The following is a 21,519-nucleotide window of genomic DNA, read 5'->3' as shown; positions in this document are numbered from 1 at the left end:
GGGGTGCGGTGTAGGAGTTCTATGGCTTTTTCTCGAATTCTCTATGGTCCAGCAGTTATCTTGATGGCTTTAGCTCCAGCAGTTAACAACTCTGACTCACAGTACATAGCTCTCCTATTTGTGGTCGTAGGGCAGCTCTTTTACGGCTTCGCCATGGGAATAGAGGGTCCTCTTGAGATAGGATATCGCCAGTATGTCATGCCATCTCACCTGCAAGGTAGTATGAATGCCACACGTTCCATCAACCGTAGTGCAGTTGTTATCGGTGCTCCACTAGGAGGTGCCCTTGCTGACGGACTACGGTTTATAACGGCTATGGGGATTTCGATAGCTGGACTAACTTTATGTGGAATATGGTTTCAGTCTATCACCGTTGCGAATAGCTCAATTAGAGTAATAAGAGTGACTAATAAAAAACACCGGTTAATATAATGTTATCTTTTAAACTGACAACACTAGTGACATTTCAAGTGTAAAAACAAAAAGGTGCAGACTTGGGTGTCAGCACCTTTAATATATTACTTCGTATATTGTTGCTTTTCATCAATCTTTTGTTCTCTAGCTAGTTCACGGCTTACTATTGGCGCTGTCCAAAATGTGGTTAACATGAGTAAAGAAACCGGAACGGCAGTAACCACAATGAATGATTGTAATGACCCAACACTATCTTCTCCAAGCGTAATAAGTACCGTAGCGACAACCCCCATGAGAATTGCCCAAACTACACGTAAATATTTTGCTGGATCTCCATGACCAGTAATTGCCATCGAAATGGTTAATGACATGGAATCTGTTGTCGTTAGCACAAAGACAATAGTTGCCAGGAGAAACAAGAAACCGAAAATTGTACCGAAGGGCAGTTGTTCTGCAATTGCAATCATTGCTGCTGGAGGTCCAGCACTATTTAAAGCATCAGAGACAGAGCCAGGTTTTTTCATTTCCGAAAAGATTCCTGTTCCCCCAACAACGGTAAACCAAAATGTTGTGACCACTGGAGCGATTACTGCAACAGCAGTTACTAGCTCACGAATTGTTCGGCCACGAGATATACGACTTACAAACATAGCCATCATCGGTCCATATCCGATAAACCAAGCAAAGAAAAAAATGGTCCATATTCCAAGCCAAGCTCCATCACTTCGGAAAGTGTTTAACCTGATAAATTCCTGTACGTACAAACCAAATGATTGTACATATGAATCGAAAATAAATAATGCTGGTCCTAGAATAAGAACACCGATCATTAAAACAACTGCAAGAATAATATTATAGCTACTTAAAATTTGAATACCCTTATGAATCCCTGTAGCAGCGGAAATGCCAGCTGCAAGAACAATTACTGCAACAATAAGACACTGCATGAGTAAATTATTTGGTATACCAAACAAAGCATTTAATCCATAACCAGCTTGCAAACCGAGAAACCCAATCGGACCAATCGTACCGGCTGCTACAGATACAATCGAAAAGGCATCAACAAATGTTCCAAGTGCACTTTTCTTCATAATTTTATCCCCAAAAATCGGATAAAGTAGTGACCGAGGCTTTAATGGTGCATTTCTATGATAATGGGAGTACATGAGCACAATCGTGCCTAATGTACCCAGGATTGCCCAGGAAACAAAGCCCCAATCGACAAAACTTGTTGTAAGTGCTGGTACTACTGCCTCGCTCGTTCCTGGCTCAATCCCAGAGAAATGAGGAGGAACAGTTAAAAAGTGACTTAATGGCTCGGCTGCTGCCCAGAAAACCCCACCCGCTGCGAGTAGCGTACACATAATAATGGAAATCCATTTAAAAGTTCCAATCTCTGGCTTTTCTAACTTACCTAAACGTATCTTACCAAACTTGGAGAAACCAAGAATTAAGGCAATTAATACAGTTCCAACCATTAGTACTTGATAAATGGATCCAAAATAAGTTACTGACCAATTAAACATTGTATTAACTACATCCGTAACCATTTCTTTATTTATTAATGCTAAAATAACAAAGGCAAGTAATGCCCCTCCACTCAGAAATAGCACTGGTTTATCTATACTTTGATTTTGTTTCTCTATATTTTTCAAAATCTGCTCCTTTCAATTCCATAAAAAAATACATACCCGACCTTTAATCCGTTGTATGCATGAATTAATTGATATCTAAAATTTAACCACAGCGTAAAATAATACATTTTAGGTTAGTGTGTGTCAAGTTCTAGTTATTATAAACTAATCGGATGGTGTGTCATGACTTACATCATGGCGCCCGCCATGAGAAATGATAAGAAACAGTTTAGAAGTTTGTAACCAGTTATTACACCTCCTAACTCCTAAATAAGTTTTAAAAAAACGGAGGAATTGGGGAGACCTAACTGAATAGAACAGAGGAAAAACGTTTACTCAGGAAAAGTGAAACGTAATTAATAAGGAGTTATCAGGGGAATATACAAATTGACAGATCGTAATAAACCACAAGCAGACAGCACTTTATTTACTCTAGTAAAAAGAGGGTTATGATATGATGGGCATTAAAGCAAAGGTATTATTAATGAGAGATAGATTCAGTGAAACGAGGTTTTTTTATAATCTCTGTACTAAAATTTAAACTATAAAAAACATATAAAACAGAAGGGGGAAAAAAAGTTTGAATAAACATATTGTATTTTTCGATGCTGAATGCCCTTTATGCCGGACAGTGAAGGCGGTGCTGAAAAGACTAGACTGGAATGACAGCATTTTCTGGTACCCTGTTCAGGAAGTAAGTGAATCAATAAAAGAGAGAGTCAATAACTATAAAAATATGTATGACGAAATCTATATGTATACAAAAGACAAACGGGTTCTGACAGGTTTTAATACCGTCCGCAAAATTCTTTCTTTACTTCCAGCCACTACCCCTTTCGCTTTATTACTCTATCTACCGTTCGCCCAAAATATTGGGGATCCTGCGTACCGTTTTATTTCAACTCGCCGTTATAAATGGTTTGGGAGAGTGCCGTATAATAAGCTGTGATTGGTAATCGGAGTAAAACGGGGTAGGGTTAGAATACGTGAAAAGATACTGTTAAGGATTGGGTATTCTTTGAATAGGATTTCTTCCACTTATCTATAAATGCTTTTAACGGTTCCATAGCCTACGCTTTATCTTCTGCTCGATAAGGCGTCTTCAGGCCTTCATGCTAATTGCTGGTAGATCATTAAAAGTCCCCGATCTATATGTTTCCACATATACAAAGGGACAGCTTTGCTTTTTAAAATAAGAGCATGCCGTCCCCCTGTTTTTTATTTAATTCGTCGTAATTATTTTCTTTAGTTCACTACTTAGTTTATTGATTTCTGCAATTGCTGTATTGATATCTGAAATTAATTGATGTTCACTTTCAAGTGTTGCAGATATTTCTTGTGTAGAAGAAGTATTCTCTTCTGCAATGTTTGCTACTGTTTCAATTTGCAATTGTATGTCTTTGAAATTGTTCGTTGATGATTGAATTTCATTCATTCCCATCGATAGCTCATCATTTGTGTATTGGAAGGAATCTTTTATTTCTTTGAAATAAGAAGCAATCTCATCTAATACTTTCTGTCCTTCCGTAAAAGCTGTTTCCCCTTTGTTCGACTTCTCTTGGGCATTTTTTGATTTATGGAATAAATCTTGTGTTACATTTTCAATATCTAATGTTATATTTGCGCTTTGTTCTGCTAACTTACGCACCTCATCTGCTACGACTGCAAATCCTTTTCCATGCTCACCAGCACGCGCAGATTCAATAGCAGCATTTAATGCTAATAGATTCGTTTGCTCTGCGATATCCTTAATTCCTTGTAAGAGGGAATTAACTGTTTCTAAGCTCGTTTGTAAATCATTTACTGTAGTAGCAGTGGTACTTATGGCAGTATTTACAGTCGACATGTAACTGTTTACTTGATTAAATTTCTCCCAGCCTTCTTGAACCTTTTTATTCATAGTATCCGATTTGTCCACAATAGCTTGTGATATGGAAATGGATTTATTCGCTCGATCTACCGAATCCCCCATTGATTCACTAACTGAACTAATGCTATTAGCCTCTTCTTGTATTCCAGTCGCCATTTGCTCAACTGATTCTTTAATCAGATGGCTAGAATCATAGATTGTTGTAATATTGTTATTTAAATGATCGATGTTATCATCTAGTGTATTCGTATTTTTTTCGATTTTCTGTAGCGTTTCTTTTAATTGCTTTGTTAAATGCTGTGCTTCCATTTCCTTCTGATACGATGCATCAATTAATTCTCTTCCCCATTTGGTTAACAAGTACAAAGCAACCAGTATCCCATTAATTAAAGCAATTACCGTAATAAAACCTTTAAAGTTATGATCGATGCCGAATATTTCTTCGGGTACCATCAAGTACGTGGCAATTATCGCTACATTAACAAAAACAGCAAAGATAAGTATAAGTTTTTCTTTAAAATAAAGAGCAATCATTGCAATAGACAATAATATAATATAATGCTTATTTAATGCAAAACCATCCGAATAAAATAGAGCGATTGTAACTAAAAACGGTAATAAAGCGAAGACTAAACCTTTTACATATGGAGGTAGTGGTACGTAATAATTAATTACAGAGAGAATAACAACCAATGTTCCCGCAACCACGATACCTACACTATCACTAAAACCTCTGGAAAATACAATCGGTATAACTAAAAGTAACACTATTGAAGTCAATAAAAATAAATTAACCTTATGAACCCTTTGTGTATTATAAGTATCTTGTTGTCCCATCCCAATCTCCTTACTAGCATATTTGCAATCTCTTCTACTATCTTATATCGGCTAGAAAATGGAAATGTTTAGTTGATATTCAATATATATGCATTAAATTTGGATATAGAGTATACTTTATATTGCTATTACAGCTTAGAGGAGGGATTTAATGAGAATAGCAATTATGGGAGCTGGTTCCCTAGGCACCATTATCGGAGCCTATCTTTCAAAAAGGAACGAAACTGTTGAACTTATTGATGTCAACAAAGAACATGTTGACGCTTTAAATCAATCTGGTGCAACAATTACAGGAACCGTTACGGAAACAATTGCAGTCAAAGCAATTACGCCGGAACAAATGGAAGGAACTTATGATTTAGTCCTTTTATTAACGAAGCAACTATATAATGGGGAAGTTCTATCTAATCTTCAACCTTATTTAAGTGAGGATAGTACCATTCTTTCCTTACAGAACGGTGTTCCGGAAGAGTCGCTTGCTTCTATTTTAGGCAAGGATAAAGTGGTCGGTGGATCCGTTGAGTTTGGAGCAACATGGGTTAAACCTGGTGTATCCGAATTAACAACGGCTGTTGATGCATTCAAAGCAAACGCTTTTCAAATCGGTGAATTAGATGGAACCACTACGGAGCGCATTAACAAAATAAAAGAAGTCCTTGATTTAGTAGGTAATACAACTATCTCTACTAATCTTGTAGGAACGAAGTGGGCAAAACTCTTAGTAAATGTTGCTATGAGTGGGTTATCTACGGCTTTAGGTTGTACATATGGAGACGTTCTTAATAATGAAGATGCTGTAACAAGCGCAGTAATGTTAGCAGATGAAACACTTAAAGTTGGGATCGCATCAGGTGTTGAATTTGAAGAACTTGCTGGATTTAATTTAGCTATCTTTAAACTAGAGGAAAACAAGATCAATCTAGCCCAAGCAATCGAATTTGCAAAAAAAGCATTTGGACCACAAGCCCTACTCAAAGCAAGTATGTTACAGGACCTCGAAAAGAAGCGAAAAACCGAGATAGACTATATTAATGGGGTCGTCTCATCCAAAGGAAAAGAAACCGGTATTGACACGCCATTTAACGATCTACTAGTACGTTTAGTGAAGAAAGCTGAAACCGAAAAGGTTATTCCAAACTTTGAAGAAAACCTTTCCTATTTCAAAGAGTTGCTGTAAAAAGATATAACTCTACAAGCAGAACACTAGTCTATGCTAGTGTTCTATTTTTTTCTCTTGGTTAAGGAATCATATATTTATATTTTTCATTACTATTCCGATATAAAAAATGGAATTTTACAGACTGAAGGAGTGAATGTTCATGACGATTGATGAATTACAACTGAAAACATTACAAAGAAAAAATAGAATTATTTTAATCATGTTGATCATAACAGTAGTTTTAGGTGTAGTAGTAGAAATAGGCATGAATAAACCGCTTGAACTCATTCTAGCGATCGCAATTGGTGGGCTTATTTTATGTGGTACAATTGCCTATTTGCTCAAAACAAATAAATTCACGGAACAAATCGGGTATATTGCGATCATCGGATTAGCTGCTATATTAGGGAGTATTATTTTTATCAGCCCATCTGAAAATAACCTTTCTCTTCTCTATTTCCTACTCATTAGTTCCGCCTTTTATATGAACCTAACGATTTTTATTATCGGAACTGCTTTAGCGGTTAGTTTATTACTTTTCGCCTTTTCTATAAATGGAGCTATTTATTCTTCGGATCTCACCACCTATCTATTCTTATTTTCTCTATCTGTTCTCGTTCTTGTCTTCCAAACGAAAGTTATGGGCAGATTGGAGAAAGATCTTGGTAGTATGAAGGCTGAGGCTGAAGAACAGTTACACAAAGAAACGCAGCAACGGATTGTTATTGAAGATAATTCACGGGTTATTGCAGACAACATGGAACAAGTAAAGTCACAGTCCGAATTGGAAAAACAAACAATCGAAGAAGTAAATATTTCGATACAAGAAATTGTTGCTGGAACCCAATCACAAGGAAATTCGATCAATGATATTATGACTGCAATGGAAAGTACTGCAAAGCAAGTTGTCTCCATGAATAAACGGGTACAAGAAACGAATCGTTTTACGAGTAACATAACTGGACGAATTGACGAGGGTAGTTCCCAGTCAGCAGTGTTAAATAATAATATGCAGGACTTCAAGGAATTCATTGAAATCTTGAAGAAAGATATGAATCAATTAAGTAAAAACATTGAGTCCTCGTTAACAGCAATTGAGGCCATACAAGGAATTTCCGATCAAACAAACCTCCTTGCTCTAAATGCCTCTATCGAAGCAGCTAGAGCCGGAGAAGCAGGTAGAGGCTTTTCCGTTGTTGCGGATGAAATTCGCAAACTAGCAGAAGGGTCCAAACAAACTACAGAGCAAATTTCTACCATGTTAAATCAAGTACACGAAAACAATCAGGAAACGCAAAAACAAATGAATGTTGTATCAAGTAGAATGGATGAAAATATTGAAGAAACCGTACGGAATAGATCTATTTTCCAATCGATCCAAGACTCCATTAATCAACTTCAACAAGAAATTCAAAGTTTCACATCCGTAACGGGAAATATTGATCAAGATACTCGAAACATTGAAGCATCCGTAAACGAATTTGCTTCTGTATTAGAACAAACCTCCGCTTCTCTGGAAGAGATTTCCGCAAGTATTCAGTTGCAAACAGAAAATAAGGAACAACTCACGCATCTAGTGCAAGAAACAAATAATGCTACCAAAAATCTTTCTGATCTTTTTAATAGAGAGAAGTAGGAGTGAAAGTGACAGGGCAGTATTTCTAAGAGTTAGAAACCGGACGGAAATGTCCGGTTTTTTTCTGTAGTTAGAATTAGGACGTTTCTTTAACAATATAAAGAGATTATTATGGAGATATTCGGCAATGAGGATATGAAAATACAATGAAGGGATTTCTACGCATGCATAATTAACATGAAAAAGGGCGCTTCCGACAAAGTAAGAATACTCTGTACGGAAACGCCTTCTAGCTATAAATATAAATTAAATGTGACTTTGTTATGATTTTTTCGAGTTTTGGGTGGTGTATAAGTCTCTTAAATCCTCTTGTAACAAGGACTATAAGATAAAACTTACATCATGCCGCCCATTCCACCCATGCCGCCCATGTCAGGCATTCCGCCGCCAGCAGCGCCGCCTTCTTCTGGTTTGTCAGCGACTACTGCTTCGGTAGTTAGGAACATTGCTGCTACAGATGCTGCGTTTTGTAGTGCAGAACGAGTTACTTTAGTAGGATCCACGATACCTTCCTCTACCATGTTTACCCATTCGCCAGTTGCTGCATTGTAGCCAATTCCAACTTTTTCGCCTTTAAGACGTTCTACGATGATAGAACCTTCTAGTCCAGCGTTATGAGCGATTTGACGAACTGGCTCTTCCATAGCACGACGTACGATGTTAGCACCAGTAGCTTCGTCTCCTTCAAGGCTTAACTCACTTACTTTATTGTAGATATTTACAAGTGCAGTACCACCACCGGCAACAATACCTTCTTCAACTGCTGCGCGTGTAGAGTTTAAAGCATCTTCAATGCGTAGTTTGCGCTCTTTTAATTCTGTTTCAGTTGCAGCACCAACTTTGATTACTGCTACACCGCCAGCTAATTTAGCTAGACGTTCTTGTAATTTTTCTTTATCGAACTCAGAAGTAGACTCTTCAGCTTGTGCACGGATTTGTGCTACGCGGGAAGAGATTGCTTCAGGGTTACCTGAACCTTCTACCACTGTAGTATTTTCTTTTGTTACAACAACTTTAGAAGCGCGACCTAATTGTTCAATTGTAGCACTCTTAAGGTCTAGGCCTAGATCTTCTGTGATCACTTCTGCGCCAGTAAGTGTTGCGATGTCTTCAAGCATTGCTTTACGACGGTCACCGAATCCTGGAGCTTTAACCGCTACAGCATTGAATGTTCCACGTAGTTTGTTTACTACTAATGTAGCAAGTGCTTCGCCTTCAACATCTTCAGCAATCAATAGAAGTGGCTTACCTTGTTGAACAACTTGCTCAAGTACTGGTAATACTTCTTGGATGTTGCCGATTTTCTTATCTGTGATTAAGATATATGGATCTTCAAGAACTGCTTCCATTTTATCTTGGTCTGTAACCATGTATGGAGAAGCATATCCGCGATCAAATTGCATACCTTCTACTACTTCAAGCTCTGTGTTGAATCCTTTAGATTCTTCAATTGTGATAACACCATCGTTACCAACGCGCTCCATAGCTTCTGCAATTAGGTTTCCTACTTCTTCGTTTCCAGAAGAAATAGCAGCAACCTGTGCAATGGATTCTTTGCTTTCGATTGGATTAGAGATAGCTTTTAGTTCGTTAACAGCTACTTCTACTGCTTTTTCAATACCGCGACGAACGCCTACTGGGTTAGCACCAGATGCTACGTTTTTAAGTCCTTCACGAATCATTGCTTGTGCAAGAACTGTTGCAGTAGTTGTACCGTCACCAGCAACGTCATTTGTTTTAGAAGCTACTTCAGATACAAGCTGTGCACCCATGTTTTCGAAGTGATCTTCTAATTCAATTTCTTTTGCAATCGTTACACCATCATTTGTGATGAGTGGAGAACCAAATTTTTTATCTAGAACGACGTTACGCCCTTTTGGTCCTAAAGTAACTTTTACAGCATCTGCTAATGTATCAACACCACGAAGCATTGCACGACGTGCGTCTTCACTAAATTTAATTTCTTTAGCCATTGATAAAGCCCTCCTTGATTATTATCTATTTTCAATACATATGAATTATGTGAATGTACTTATTCGGCCTGACTAGCTAACTACAGCTAAAATGTCGTTTTCGCGAAGAATTAAGTATTCTGTGCCTTCATATTTAACTTCTGTACCGGCAAATTTTGAGAAAATAATGCGATCGCCTTCTGCTACTTCTAGCGCGACTTTTTCTCCATTTTCTGTTACGCGACCAGAACCTACAGCAACAACCTTACCTTCTTGTGGTTTTTCTTTTGCAGAATCTGGAAGTACGATACCGCTTGCAGTTTTTTCTTCCTGTTCAACAAGCTCGATGACAACACGATCTCCTAGTGGTTTAATCATGTAGAAAGCCTCCTTAATTCTAGATATGTTTTTTAGTGTTAGCACTCTACATAACCGAGTGCTAATTCCAATTAATATGATAAATAAATTGTTAAAAAAATGCAAGCATTGCACTCACGAATTTAATATTTTTTGTTTATGTTGGGAGAAGTGCTTCTGTTATAACCTCGTACTAATTTATGATAGAATACTTAATGAATGCAAATAATATTCTACTAGTCCATTAAATACGCACATATATTATAAATAACACTACATGTTCGCTAAAGGAGTCGTTGTATTTTGCCAAAACGTTATTGGTGGGTCATTATCTCTTACATCATTATGCAGTTCTCAGGGATCCTGATGGCCCCACTTTTGCTTGTTACATTTGAAATTACGAGGTATCAGGCAGTCACCTACTGGGCAATCACTAGCTTTATACTAGGTTTAATCGTTGTACTGCTACTTTTAAGAAAAGACATGCAAATGACACGAAGCCACGAAGCGTCCCGTGTTGGAGTTGCGGTGGCCTGGTCAATAATTGGTGTGTTCATGGCCTACTTCTCCCAAGGAATTGCAGCAATGCTGGAAATGCAAATCTTTGGAATCGACCCAGGATCCGAGAACACGCAAAATATTATGAATATCGCTCGGGCTACTCCTTTATTTCTCCTAGTCCCAGCAATTATCGCACCAGTACTCGAAGAAATAATCTTTCGAAAGATTATTTTTGGACAACTTTACATGAGAACAAACTTTTTTATCGCAGCATTAATTTCCGCCTTCATTTTCGGTGTCATCCACGGAGAACCACAGCATATTCTGGTGTACGGTTCAATGGGTCTTGTGTTTGCTTTTCTTTATGTAAAGACGAAGCGCATATTAGTTCCTATCTTTGTACATGCAGCAATGAACTCAATTGTTGTCCTGCTGCAATACAATCTGACACCAGAAGATATCGAGAGAATGCAAAAGCAATTACAGGACTTGCAAGCGATTATCTTTGGATTCTAGGTGAAAGATTACCACGTTGGAGGTTTACCCATGAAAATTTCACCAAAAACAATGGCCGCCATTTACTTTGTAATGGGAGTGTTTTTTATCTACATTGCCATTCTTAGCGCACAGGACACGATCTGGAATATCACCACAATGGTTCTGGCGCTGTTTGCCACCCTTGAATTTGGTGTAAGTATACGATTAATTAGTTTACATTTTCGTATTAAAAAGAATAAAAAGGAGTAGCATGTAGAATGCTGCTCCTTTTGTATGGTTGCGATTTATTTTACGTCCTTTAGTTTATCTAACCAATCCTCTTTATTCTCAATCATTTTTTCCATCGTCGTGTAACGAACGACATAAAGGTGGTCATCTTTGCTAAAGGCACGCGCTACTTCTTCCTGATCATACTGTGTGCTATCGTCCGTTACACTAAACTCGTAGATAACCTCCTGATCCGTTTCTTCCAGCCGATTAAATTCCAGTTCTCCGTCTATCATACTCGTTAAATTCGTTTCCATCGCTTCAACAAATGTGGTAATACCGCCATTCGCCGCTGCATCTGGGAAAACGTGAACCGTTAATAGCTCTGTATAATTCTCAAACGTTTCACCATTAATAAGAAATTCTGCAATTCCTTCTCCTTGGGCTTCATTATAATTACCAAGCACCCATTTATCGCTATTAAAAGGCATTTCTAATGAAGTGATCAAATCAGCATACTGCCCTTCCATCGCAACATCTTCAGCTGCTCCTTCTTCTATCTCTTCACCGTTTTCATCGAGTGGAGTGGTTTCTTTTACTTCTGAGCCATATATCTTCCATATCCCGTCCTCAGGTTTCAATGTATGAATACCCTTCGTAAGGTTATTCTGGTATTCTGGTCCATCTACTTTCATGGAAGTCTGTGTATAAGCGACTCGTGCTTCTTCTTCCGATTTCTCTTCAACAGCTAGATCAGATAACTTCATATCCAATGTGTAAGCAGATACTTGGTCTAATAAGTCTTTGGTACTGTTGTAGGCAGGTGATTCGCTATGTATGGTTTCCATATGGGCATCTATGTCTTGATCCATCATAGACTGAATATTCACCTCTAGCACCTCAAACAATTCATCATCTTCCGGAACAGCCTCTTCCTCTGGCTCTTCCGCCGCTTCTGTTTCTTCTTCTTTTTCTTTCTCATCACTGGGTTCTTCACTGCTCGTTGACTCAGAGCACGCACTAAGGAATAAAGCGATAATAAGTACTGTTATGAGAACTATAAATTTTTTCATATTTACCTTACCTCCTAAAGTTTAGTTATCCTGCAACAGCAAACCAGTCATAATCATACCTCATTACTAAGTGAATAGACAGATGTCTTATTCCCTAAATAATTTTCAGACAAAACAGTTATTTTTGACTATTTTTAAATGTAGTTTGTTTAATAAGGACTGTGGGTGTGGTGGAGTTTATTCTGGATTGGAAGCGGGGTTTGGTTGATTGGGAGGCTTCTATGATTGATTGCGGCGATCCTGTGATTGATTGGATCGCTCTTCTAGTTGATTGCAACGATCATGTGATTGATTGGATCGCTCTTCTAGTTGATTGCGACGCTCATGTGATTGATTGGGTCGCTCTTCTGATTGATTGCAACGCTCATGTCATCGATTGGATCGCTCTTCTGATTGATTGCAACGATCATGTCATCGATTGGATCGCTCTTCTGATTGATTGCGACGATCATGTGATTGATTGAATCGCTCTTCTAGTTGATTGCGACGCTCCTGTCATCGATTGGATCGCTCTTCTGATTGATTGCAACGATCATGTCATCGATTGGATCGCTCTTCCGGTTGATTAAAACAGACCTGATCTTCTCTTTTTTTATTCATCTGCCAAACTCCTTCTAAACAAAATAAAAGCCCTTCAAAAACGAAGGGCTTTGCCAACACGACTTTATTCTTCTATTTCTTCTATCTCTTCTGATACAAGTGGATAATGTTTTAAGAAATACACTAATGCTTGCAGTTCTACTGCGAGATCAATGTGGTGCACACGAATATGGCTGGGTACCGATATTCTGGCTGGGGTGAAGTTGAGTATACCCGTGATGCCATGCTCAACAAGCCGATCTGTGATCCCGTCTGCTTCACTCGCTGGAATGGTCAAAATGGCAACCTTGATCCCATTAAGCTTTTCTTCCATATCCTTAATGTGATAAATAGGAACCCCGCCAATAGTAGAGCCAACCTTTTTTTCATCTGCATCAAATGCCATTTGGATCTTTATGTTATTGTTTTTCATAAAGTTATAATGTAAGAATGCGGTACCAAGATTACCAACACCAATTAAGGCCACATCGGTTAACTCATCTTGGTCCAGGGTTTTCCTGAAGAAACCAAGCAAATATTCAACATTGTATCCATACCCCTTCTTACCGAGCGCGCCAAAGTAGGAGAAGTCTCTGCGTATCGTGGCGGAATCTACTTTTACAGCTTCACTTAATTCCTTGGAAGAGACACGTTTTTTACCTTGGTGATTTAAATTATTAAGAAAGCGGTAATATAATGGCAATCGTTTAGCAGTCGCTTGTGGTATTTTATTTTGATCCATCGTTATTCCTTCTTTCGGTACAGTAATTATGTATTAAAATTATCTTTCACAGAGCAGCGCGTTGCCCACTCTGCTGAAAATACTATGTAATCTGGTAAAATTGGTCTATTTTTCATTTCTCTCTCCCTCTATTTTAGCAGAAACTTAATAATAAGTCGTGATTCTTTTCACAATTCATTATGAAATTTTTTACAGCATCTTGTATTTTACTGATGTGTCTAGGTAAGGTAAACTAAGAGAGATGAGGTGACACGTATGATACTTATGCAGGTTAATGGCATTTCAAAAGCTTTTGGAGCGGATGAAATACTATCAAATATAAAATTAGAAGTAAAAGAGAACGACAGAATCGCGCTAGTAGGTAGAAATGGTGCTGGTAAATCCACGCTTTTAAAGATCATGGCCGGAGAATTAACATATGATAGCGGGGAACTTTTCAAACCAAAGGATTTGACCATTGGTTATCTTTCACAGCATACTGCTCTCGACTCCAACCTAACTATATGGGATGAGATGCTAGGTGTGTTTTCTGAACTAGTAAGCAAGGAAGAAGAAATTCGCAAGCTTGAAAACCAAATGGCGGATACAGCAAGTTTATCTGAAACCGCTTATCAAAAATTACTACATGATTATGATCAATTACAGCAGGTATATCAACAAAGTGGTGGATATACCTATGAAGCGGATATTAAAGCAGTTCTGACAGGGCTACATTTTCAAGATTATGATTATAGCACACCAATTACAGAGCTGAGTGGTGGCCAAAAAACACGCCTTGCCTTAGGGAAGCTATTGCTCACCAAACCACAACTACTTATTCTAGATGAGCCGACAAACCATTTAGATATTGATACACTTGGTTGGCTTGAAAACTATTTAGTCAGCTACCCAGGAGCAGTTGTAATTGTTTCCCATGATAGATACTTCTTGGACAAAACAGTATCGATTGTTTACGAAATCTCTCGACACAGAACAAAGAAGTACCATGGAAGCTATAGTAAATTCCTTGATCAAAAGGCCTTGGATTATGAGAAGGATTTAAAGGAATTTGAGAAACAACAGTCTGAAATCAAAAAGCTTGAAGACTTCGTGCAGCGAAATATTGTAAGAGCTTCTACTACGAAACGAGCACAAAGCAGAAGAAAGCAACTGGAGAAGATAGAAAGATTGGACAGGCCTCAAGGCGATGAATCCTCCGCTTCGTTTTCTTTCCAAATTAACCGACGCAGTGGGAATGATGTATTAAAAATAGATCAGCTTGCTTTTGGTTATGGTGATGCAACCGAAAACATTTTTGAAGACGTTAAACTTCATGTGAATAGGGGCGAAAGAATTGCCTTGGTAGGACCAAACGGGGTCGGTAAAACGACGTTACTAAAGGCCATCATGGGCAAACTCACACCTAACAGTGGCAACATTCAAATCGGAACAAATGTGCAAATTGGTTATTATGATCAGGAACAGGCCAATCTTACTTCTTCCAAGACTGTACTATTAGAATTGTGGGATGAATATCCGACCGAAAATGAAAAGGATATCCGCACGATTCTTGGAAATTTCCTATTTTCTGGGGATGATGTATTGAAGCCTGTAAGTGCTCTTAGTGGTGGAGAAAAGGCACGCCTTGCCCTAGCTAAGCTTATGATGCAGAAAGCTAATTTGCTCATCCTAGATGAACCGACAAACCATCTCGATATAGACAGTAAAGAGGTACTTGAGGCAGCTCTTCTCGATTTTCCGGGCACGATTGTTTTTGTATCGCATGACCGTTATTTTATAAATAAAATTACGGATCAGGTAGCCGAAATGGAGCGGGACGGCATCACCATATATTTGGGCGATTATGACTATTATATTGAGAAAAAAGAAGAAGAAGCCGAGCTCAAAAGACTACAGCAAACAGAAGAAGTAGTTCAAAAAGCCGACCAGCGTAAACGTGACTTCAAAATGGAGAAACAGCTTCAAAGTCAGCGACGAAAGAAAGAACGACGGATTCAAGAATTAGAAACAATAATTGAAGAGTATGAATTGGAGATTGAAAAGCTAGAAGAAAAAATGACAGAGCCTGAAGTATATCAAGACCATGAGAAGGCACTCGCTCTAACAGAAGAAACAAGCAATCTCAAACAAAAAGTAGAAGGTTTTATGGAAGAATGGACAGCTTTACAAGAAGAAGCGTAACAGCTAAATAAAACAAAACCCGCATGCAATCATGCGGGTTTTGTTTTATTTGAAAAGATAATCATTTTGTATGGAATGCTCTACAGCCACTCTGTACACAAGCCCTAATCCGATCATTGTGGATAACACAGAACTACCACCATAACTTATCAACAGGAGCGGGATCCCAGTGATAGGCATTATCCCCAAATTCATTCCAACATTTTGGAAGACGTGGACAAGTAGAATGCTCATAAATCCAAAACAAACATATGAACCAAAAGGAGAATGTTTAAACATACTTAACCCAAGCGTAACTAGTTTATATAGCAACATAAAGTAAAGAAAAATGACCAATGCACTACCAATAAACCCAAAGCTTTCCCCTATGACTGAAAAGATGAAATCCGTTTGAGCCTCTGGTGTGGCAACCTGCAAACTACCAATTCCTTTACCAAATAACTGTCCAGAACCAAGTGCCATATGAGCCCGGTCAAAGTTGAAGGTCGCATCTGGTGATTGCTGATCTGGATTAAACCACGTCATAATTCGGTCAATCTGATATGCATTACTACTTCCGACTATTTCCTTTGCTATATCCGGAAATCTTACGATAAATCCAAGCACAACCCCGATTAAAGAAGATATCCCCAAAATAAGAGAACCGATAATTTTCCAGCTAATACCTGACAAAATGATCAACATTCCACAGACAAATAAATATACCATTGCTGTTCCAAAGTCAGGTTGCAGCATAATCAGCATGACTGGAAGTGCGGTTAAACCAAGGATTTTAAACAACAATAAGAAATCACTTTTGAGATTGCTCGCAGCGTACTTTTCTTTGTGCTTACTAATAACTGCGGCTGTGTATAACACAGTTGTCATTTTAGCAAATTCCCCTGGTTGTAAGGATAAACCAGGCAGGGTAAACCAACTTTTTGCCCCATTTACGGGTTTGGCAATACTTTCAGGACTAACAAGGAGGATCGCAAGTACTAAAAGGCCAGTTAGGTATATGAAAATACTTGCCTTATACAATTGATCCAGATCAAAATACTGTATTGCTGCAATAATACAAATACCAATCGTGAACCAGACTATTTGTTTCAATACAAAGTTTTCATCGTATTGCTCCAATTGCTGTGCATTGTATACTGCAAGCAGACTCACCGAGACAAATAAGATAAACAAAGTAATAAGGTCATTCTGTATATAAAAGGATTGTTTTTTGGACATCTTCCATTCACCAAATTTCCATTTTGCTTAATCAAACGATTGATTTAAATCTTTTTAACATATCCACAGTTTCTATTTCCTCATAAGTGCGAAAACAAAGGTTGTCAACAAATTTATGCACATTATCCACAAACAAGTTATAAGTTATCCACTATTTTTATCCCCAGATAACACCTTTGTAAACCGTTTTCTTCGTAGGTTACCCACAGGCTTGTGTATAACTGTGGATACTTTTTATTCTAAAATAAGAGATGGGTTAGCATTTAAATCCCAAGAAGCCCTTTTCCCTTGTTCATAAGCGATTGTGCCTGCTGCCGCAATCATGGCTGCATTATCGGTACAAAGCTTTAAAGGAGGAATGAGTAGCGGGACTTCCGTATCCGCAAAGGCATCTTTCAACGCATTACGTAAACCACTATTCGCTGCCACACCACCTGCAACGATTACTTGTTTTACTTTATATTCTTTTGCAGCACGCAATGTCTTGGAAACAAGTACGTCTACTACACTTGATTGAAAGCTAGCAGCAATATCTTGACTCTTTAATTCCTCTCCACGCTGGCTTGCATTGTGAACCGTGTTAATCACTGATGACTTCAAGCCACTGAAGCTAAAGTCATAGCTACCTTCTTCAAGCCAAGCTCGAGGGAAATTAATGTTTGCTTCCCCTTCTGCTGCAAGTCGATCTATTTGTGGTCCGCCAGGGTACGGTAAACTTAACATTCTAGCAACCTTATCATAAGCTTCTCCTGCCGCATCGTCCCTCGTTTCACCGATGACTTCATAGCTACCATGTTCTTTCATCAGTACTAGCTCCGTGTGGCCCCCTGAAACGATAAGAGCTAATAGCGGAAATTGGAATTCCGTTTCCAGACGATTTGCATAAATATGACCAGCAATATGGTGAACACCGACGAGTGGCTTTTGTTTTGCAAAAGCTAAAGCCTTTGCCGTGTTTACTCCGATCAGTAAGGCACCAACAAGGCCAGGCCCTTCTGTCACGGCAATTGCATCTATTTCATCCCATGTGAGCTCCGCTTTTGCAAAGGCCTCTTCAAGCACGAGTGTCATTTGTTCCACATGGTGTCTTGAAGCGATTTCTGGAACCACCCCGCCAAAACGTTTATGGCTTTCAATTTGTGATGCTACCACATTGGAGACAATCGTCGTTCCATTTTTCACGATAGCAACTGCTGTTTCATCACAGCTGGTTTCTATTCCTAATATAATCGTATCATTTTTCATAATATATTCACCCACATAACGATGGCGTCTTCCTGATTGTCTGTATAATAATTTTTTCTTATTCCACCAGGTACCAATCCAAATTTGCGATATAATTTTTGTGCGGGAATATTCGATTCACGTACTTCAAGCGAAAGACGTGTCGCCCCTATTAGCTTAATTTGTAAAAGCATATATTGAAATAGCTTTTCCCCAAGTTTGTTACCTCTTAATTCTGGCATAATCGCAATATTCGTTACTTGAGCATCCTCTAAGACAACCCAAGTACCCACATACCCGACAATCCTTCCATTCCATTCTATCACATAATAATAAGCATATTGATTATCAACAATTTCTTGGTAAAAGATATCCGTAGTCCATGGCGTGGTAAAAGATACTCTTTCAACTTCCATGACTTGATCGACGTCAGCTATCTCCATTTTTCGAATCGTTATCTCACTCATTATTCTGCTGTTCCTTCTGTTGCTTTAACCACTTTGCCTCCGCTTCAGCAAGACGAAGATAATTTGGAGTCAGTGCATGAGTAGGCTCTGCCTGTTTCCTTGTTCCAGCTAGCACTAAATGGCTGGCGTCTGCTACATGGAAGGCTAACTCTGGTATCACAGCCTGCTTCCCAAGCTGTGTGTTGATTGCATCCATGTAAATATTGATATCAGGACTTAAAAATAATACGGGTTTATCTTCTTGAGCAAGATTTTCAAGCAAATCCGCCATTAAGAGATTTTCTTCCTTATATACGACTTCAGGCTGTCCATTTTTCCATTCATAGACTGCTGAATAGACTAACCCACGGCGCGCATCAAAGAAGGGACAGATATAACCATTAAAGAATCTGCCTTGATATGCCAAGACTTCCAAGCTAGAAACACCTATTACTGGAATTTCTAATGCCCAAGCCATAGATTTCGCTGTTGCGAGTCCAATGCGTACACCAGTATACGAACCAGGCCCCTTAGCCACAACGATTTGATCAAGCTCATCAGGCGTTATGGAGACATCCCTCATAAGCTGATCTATAGCAGGCATTAAGCGCACGGAATGATTCTTGGCTAAATTCGTTTTCATTTCTCCAATAGGTTTATTATCCTTTACGATGGCGATCCCCAACACTTGATTAGAAGTATCAATTGCAAGTATATTCATTCACGTTACTCCTCATGTTTTCAGTACTCGAAGGTTCTTTAGATGCTAATTACAGATCTCGTAATATCCCTTCGAAGTGCGTACCATATGCTTTAAATTGTATCGTTCTACTTTCCTCACCTGCGTATTGAATTTCAATTTCCAATCTCTCTTCAGGTAAGAATTCATTGATAAATTGCGCCCATTCTACCACACAGATCCCATCACCGTTAAAATATTCATCAAACCCAATATCTTCTTCCGAGTTTTCCAGTCGATATACGTCCATATGATATAGGGGAAGTTCACCCTGATATTCTTTAATAATGGTGAATGTTGGGCTACTTACATGCCGCTTAACACCAAGCCCATTTGCTAGGCCTTTCGTAAACGACGTTTTTCCAGCACCTAATTCGCCTTCTAATGTAACCACATCTCCTGGTTTTAATAGGACGGCTAATTGTGCTGCAACCTGTCTTGTTTCTACTTCTGTATGAACCTTTACTTGGTGTGTTTCCATTGATTCACCTACTTTAGATGTGTATAACCGTTTTTATCTAAACGCGTTTTTCTATTATCTTTTATTACGTAAACAGAAGGCTCTTTTTCCGCTTCTGATACAAAACCTATTTTAGTTAACTGGGTACCTGTATCATTCGCTATTCTTGCAAGAGCATCCCAGTTTTCTTCAGCTACTGTTCCTAAAAGCTCAAAGTCTTCCCCACCAAAGTACTTCCATTCTTGCTGAAAGGATGGAGGAAACTGTTGGAAGTCGTCGCTTACAGGAATGTTCTCATCATATAACGTAATCGTAACATCGGAGGCTTCGGCAATTTCATTTGCCTCATTTCCTATTCCGTCACTTACATCATTTAACGTGATCCGGTCAATTCCTGCTAAAGAAACAGCAAAAGTTGATCGGGGGGATGGCATTTGGTGCCTTTTTACAAAGTAAGATGAATTGATATAAGAACTGGTTTTATCCGTTAAAATATGCAATCCAGCTCGTGCATCTCCTAGTGTTCCTGTTACAAAAACATGGTCTCCTGGTTGAGCTGTGTGACGAAATCGAGCCATGCCCTTCTCTACTAAGCCAATAACAGTAATAGAAATAGACAGCTCTGAACCAGATACTGTATCCCCACCAATAAGGTCCATATGATCATATCTTGCTAATTCTTTCATTCCGGAAAAGATTTCTTCTACTTCTTTTAAAGTCCATGTTTTAGGAATTACTACAGAAACAAGATAAAATGCTGGCATTGCTCCCATTGCAGCTAAATCACTAATATTTGCAGCAAGTGCTCTATAACCTGTTTGAAATGGAGACATAGTCTCTCTACTGAAGTGTATTCCTTCTACAAAAGTATCGACTGCCGTTACGATATCCTTTTCACTTCTAAATACAGCAGCATCGTCGCCAATTCCTTTTACTAAGGATGGTTGTTTATAACTAATCTGTTTAATTGAATTTATAAAAGAGAATTCATCCAACTTTTATCACCATTTCCCAACTAATATACAATCCTAATGATAGCAAAAAAAGAGGGAATTGAAAAAGAATAGTTAGTATTTTTATTTGAATCTCTATCTAGCGTTAACAATATATTTATTTATTATTTAAACATTAAAAAACACATGATGCTCTTAATGAGTTCATGTGTACGAAGTTTTATAAGTATGGCGGTCCGGACGGGACTCGAACCCGCGACCTCCTGCGTGACAGGCAGGCATTCTAACCAACTGAACTACCGGACCAAAATGTTTATATTTGTTTCACTTTAATAATAAATTTGGTTGCGGGGGCAGGATTTGAACCTACGACCTTTGGGTTATGAGCCCAACGAGCTACCAGACTGCTCCACCCCGCGATGTGAGTAAAATATTCAATTTTAATGGTTACCCTCTATTGAATAGTAGAAATATATCTTAGGGCCTGGCGGCGTCCTACTCTTGCAGGGGCAAAGCCCCAACTACCATCGGCGCTGGAGAACTTAACTTCTGTGTTCGGCATGAGAACAGGTGTGACCTCTCCGCTATTGCTACCAGACCTTCTTAAAAACAAGGACAAGATATATTATACGCATTTTTTATAGAAAATGCAAGGGAATTTTACTTATACCCTAAAAACTAAATAAGAGTAAACAACGAATCAAGAAAAATATTAGTTAAGTCCTCGATCTATTAGTATCCGTCAGCTCCACGTGTCACCACGCTTCCACCTCGGACCTATCAACCTCATCGTCTCTGAGGGATCTTACTCACTCGAAGTGATGGGAAGTCTCATCTTG

The 21,519-nt window shown here is 38.6% G+C and carries 20 protein-coding genes, 2 tRNA genes and 2 rRNA genes; 8 read left to right on the top strand and 16 right to left on the bottom strand.

What is annotated here, in order from left to right; all coding sequences use genetic code 11:
• The first annotated feature begins 21 nt into the window (after positions 1-21).
• Positions 22-432 (top strand): hypothetical protein, encoded by a 411-nt coding sequence (locus tag ACTWPF_RS15220; protein WP_443149663.1) that lies wholly within the window; start codon positions 22-24, stop codon positions 430-432.
• Between the two features lie 86 nt (positions 433-518).
• On the opposite strand, the gene ACTWPF_RS15215 is transcribed toward ACTWPF_RS15220, so the two are convergent.
• Entirely contained in the window at positions 519-2,069 is a 1,551-nt protein-coding gene (locus tag ACTWPF_RS15215) for a BCCT family transporter (protein ID WP_443149662.1), read from the bottom strand.
• 559 nt (positions 2,070-2,628) lie between these two features.
• Here ACTWPF_RS15215 and ACTWPF_RS15210 point away from each other — a divergent pair.
• Positions 2,629-2,997: a thiol-disulfide oxidoreductase DCC family protein gene (locus tag ACTWPF_RS15210; protein WP_443149661.1), complete on the top strand. Its 369-nt coding sequence runs from the start codon at positions 2,629-2,631 to the stop codon at positions 2,995-2,997.
• A 273-nt stretch (positions 2,998-3,270) separates the two neighbouring features.
• Here ACTWPF_RS15210 and ACTWPF_RS15205 read toward each other — a convergent pair whose 3' ends face one another.
• Positions 3,271-4,755 (bottom strand): methyl-accepting chemotaxis protein, encoded by a 1,485-nt coding sequence (locus ACTWPF_RS15205; RefSeq protein ID WP_443149660.1) that lies wholly within the window; start codon positions 4,753-4,755, stop codon positions 3,271-3,273.
• Between the two features lie 151 nt (positions 4,756-4,906).
• Here ACTWPF_RS15205 and ACTWPF_RS15200 point away from each other — a divergent pair, with 151 nt between their 5' ends.
• Positions 4,907-5,932, top strand: coding sequence for a ketopantoate reductase family protein (locus ACTWPF_RS15200; protein ID WP_443149659.1), 1,026 nt, complete (start codon positions 4,907-4,909; stop codon positions 5,930-5,932).
• 142 nt (positions 5,933-6,074) lie between these two features.
• Entirely contained in the window at positions 6,075-7,550 is a 1,476-nt protein-coding gene (locus ACTWPF_RS15195) for a methyl-accepting chemotaxis protein (RefSeq protein WP_443149658.1), read from the top strand.
• A gap of 335 nt (positions 7,551-7,885) precedes the next feature.
• Here ACTWPF_RS15195 and groL read toward each other — a convergent pair whose 3' ends face one another.
• Positions 7,886-9,523, bottom strand: a complete 1,638-nt coding sequence (groL, locus tag ACTWPF_RS15190; RefSeq protein WP_443149657.1) for a chaperonin GroEL — start codon at positions 9,521-9,523, stop codon at positions 7,886-7,888.
• Between the two features lie 72 nt (positions 9,524-9,595).
• The gene (groES, locus tag ACTWPF_RS15185; protein WP_036577188.1) at positions 9,596-9,880 is read right to left on the bottom strand and encodes a co-chaperone GroES; all 285 of its coding nucleotides are present in this window, start codon (positions 9,878-9,880) and stop codon (positions 9,596-9,598) included.
• Between the two features lie 282 nt (positions 9,881-10,162).
• On the opposite strand from groES, the gene ACTWPF_RS15180 reads away from it, so the two are divergent.
• Both ACTWPF_RS15180 and ACTWPF_RS15175 read left to right on the top strand, forming a co-directional pair.
• Positions 10,163-10,876, top strand: coding sequence for a lysostaphin resistance A-like protein (locus ACTWPF_RS15180; RefSeq protein ID WP_443149656.1), 714 nt, complete (start codon positions 10,163-10,165; stop codon positions 10,874-10,876).
• A gap of 30 nt (positions 10,877-10,906) precedes the next feature.
• Positions 10,907-11,107: a YdiK family protein gene (locus ACTWPF_RS15175; protein ID WP_036577186.1), complete on the top strand. Its 201-nt coding sequence runs from the start codon at positions 10,907-10,909 to the stop codon at positions 11,105-11,107.
• A 35-nt stretch (positions 11,108-11,142) separates the two neighbouring features.
• Here ACTWPF_RS15175 and ACTWPF_RS15170 read toward each other — a convergent pair whose 3' ends face one another.
• Entirely contained in the window at positions 11,143-12,138 is a 996-nt protein-coding gene (locus ACTWPF_RS15170) for a hypothetical protein (protein ID WP_443149655.1), read from the bottom strand.
• 221 nt (positions 12,139-12,359) lie between these two features.
• Here ACTWPF_RS15170 and ACTWPF_RS15165 point away from each other — a divergent pair, with 221 nt between their 5' ends.
• On the top strand, positions 12,360-12,602 hold the full coding sequence (locus tag ACTWPF_RS15165; RefSeq protein ID WP_443149654.1) for a hypothetical protein: 243 nt from the start codon (positions 12,360-12,362) through the stop codon (positions 12,600-12,602).
• Between the two features lie 200 nt (positions 12,603-12,802).
• Here ACTWPF_RS15165 and ACTWPF_RS15160 read toward each other — a convergent pair whose 3' ends face one another.
• Positions 12,803-13,459 carry a redox-sensing transcriptional repressor Rex gene (locus tag ACTWPF_RS15160; RefSeq protein ID WP_106895744.1) on the bottom strand — a complete coding sequence of 219 codons (657 nt, stop codon included), beginning with the start codon at positions 13,457-13,459 and terminating at the stop codon, positions 12,803-12,805.
• Between the two features lie 255 nt (positions 13,460-13,714).
• On the opposite strand from ACTWPF_RS15160, the gene abc-f reads away from it, so the two are divergent.
• Positions 13,715-15,640 (top strand): ribosomal protection-like ABC-F family protein, encoded by a 1,926-nt coding sequence (abc-f, locus tag ACTWPF_RS15155; protein WP_443149653.1) that lies wholly within the window; start codon positions 13,715-13,717, stop codon positions 15,638-15,640.
• A 45-nt stretch (positions 15,641-15,685) separates the two neighbouring features.
• Here abc-f and ACTWPF_RS15150 read toward each other — a convergent pair whose 3' ends face one another.
• From ACTWPF_RS15150 to ACTWPF_RS15105, 10 genes are all read right to left on the bottom strand, one after another.
• On the bottom strand, positions 15,686-16,858 hold the full coding sequence (locus ACTWPF_RS15150) for an FtsW/RodA/SpoVE family cell cycle protein (protein WP_036577181.1): 1,173 nt from the start codon (positions 16,856-16,858) through the stop codon (positions 15,686-15,688).
• A gap of 234 nt (positions 16,859-17,092) precedes the next feature.
• Positions 17,093-18,103 (bottom strand): tRNA (adenosine(37)-N6)-threonylcarbamoyltransferase complex transferase subunit TsaD, encoded by a 1,011-nt coding sequence (gene tsaD, locus ACTWPF_RS15145; RefSeq protein ID WP_443149652.1) that lies wholly within the window; start codon positions 18,101-18,103, stop codon positions 17,093-17,095.
• A complete protein-coding gene (rimI, locus tag ACTWPF_RS15140) occupies positions 18,100-18,552 on the bottom strand; it encodes a ribosomal protein S18-alanine N-acetyltransferase (RefSeq protein WP_234368485.1) in 453 nt (150 codons plus the stop codon). Before rimI ends, tsaD begins: the two co-directional genes overlap by 4 nt.
• A complete protein-coding gene (gene tsaB, locus ACTWPF_RS15135; RefSeq protein WP_443149651.1) occupies positions 18,542-19,249 on the bottom strand; it encodes a tRNA (adenosine(37)-N6)-threonylcarbamoyltransferase complex dimerization subunit type 1 TsaB in 708 nt (235 codons plus the stop codon). Before tsaB ends, rimI begins: the two co-directional genes overlap by 11 nt.
• Before the next feature lie 49 nt (positions 19,250-19,298).
• Entirely contained in the window at positions 19,299-19,748 is a 450-nt protein-coding gene (gene tsaE / locus ACTWPF_RS15130; RefSeq protein WP_443149650.1) for a tRNA (adenosine(37)-N6)-threonylcarbamoyltransferase complex ATPase subunit type 1 TsaE, read from the bottom strand.
• Positions 19,749-19,756: 8 nt separating this feature from the next.
• Complete coding sequence (gene thiL / locus ACTWPF_RS15125) at positions 19,757-20,722, bottom strand: thiamine-phosphate kinase (protein ID WP_443149649.1); 966 nt, start codon at positions 20,720-20,722, stop codon at positions 19,757-19,759.
• Between the two features lie 187 nt (positions 20,723-20,909).
• Positions 20,910-20,986 (bottom strand) — tRNA-Asp (locus tag ACTWPF_RS15120).
• Between the two features lie 36 nt (positions 20,987-21,022).
• Positions 21,023-21,099, bottom strand: a tRNA-Met gene (locus tag ACTWPF_RS15115).
• Between the two features lie 63 nt (positions 21,100-21,162).
• Positions 21,163-21,278, bottom strand: a 5S ribosomal RNA gene (gene rrf / locus ACTWPF_RS15110).
• A gap of 114 nt (positions 21,279-21,392) precedes the next feature.
• Positions 21,393-21,519: ribosomal RNA gene (locus tag ACTWPF_RS15105) — 23S ribosomal RNA — on the bottom strand; the annotation flags it as partial.

It is taken from the genome of Oceanobacillus sp. M65, from assembly GCF_052246275.1.
In the GTDB taxonomy this organism is placed as follows: Bacteria; Bacillota; Bacilli; order Bacillales; family Amphibacillaceae; genus Oceanobacillus_B; species Oceanobacillus_B jordanicus.
The sequence above is the reverse complement of the archived record's forward strand: the minus strand, read 5'-3'. Positions and strand labels throughout refer to the sequence as shown.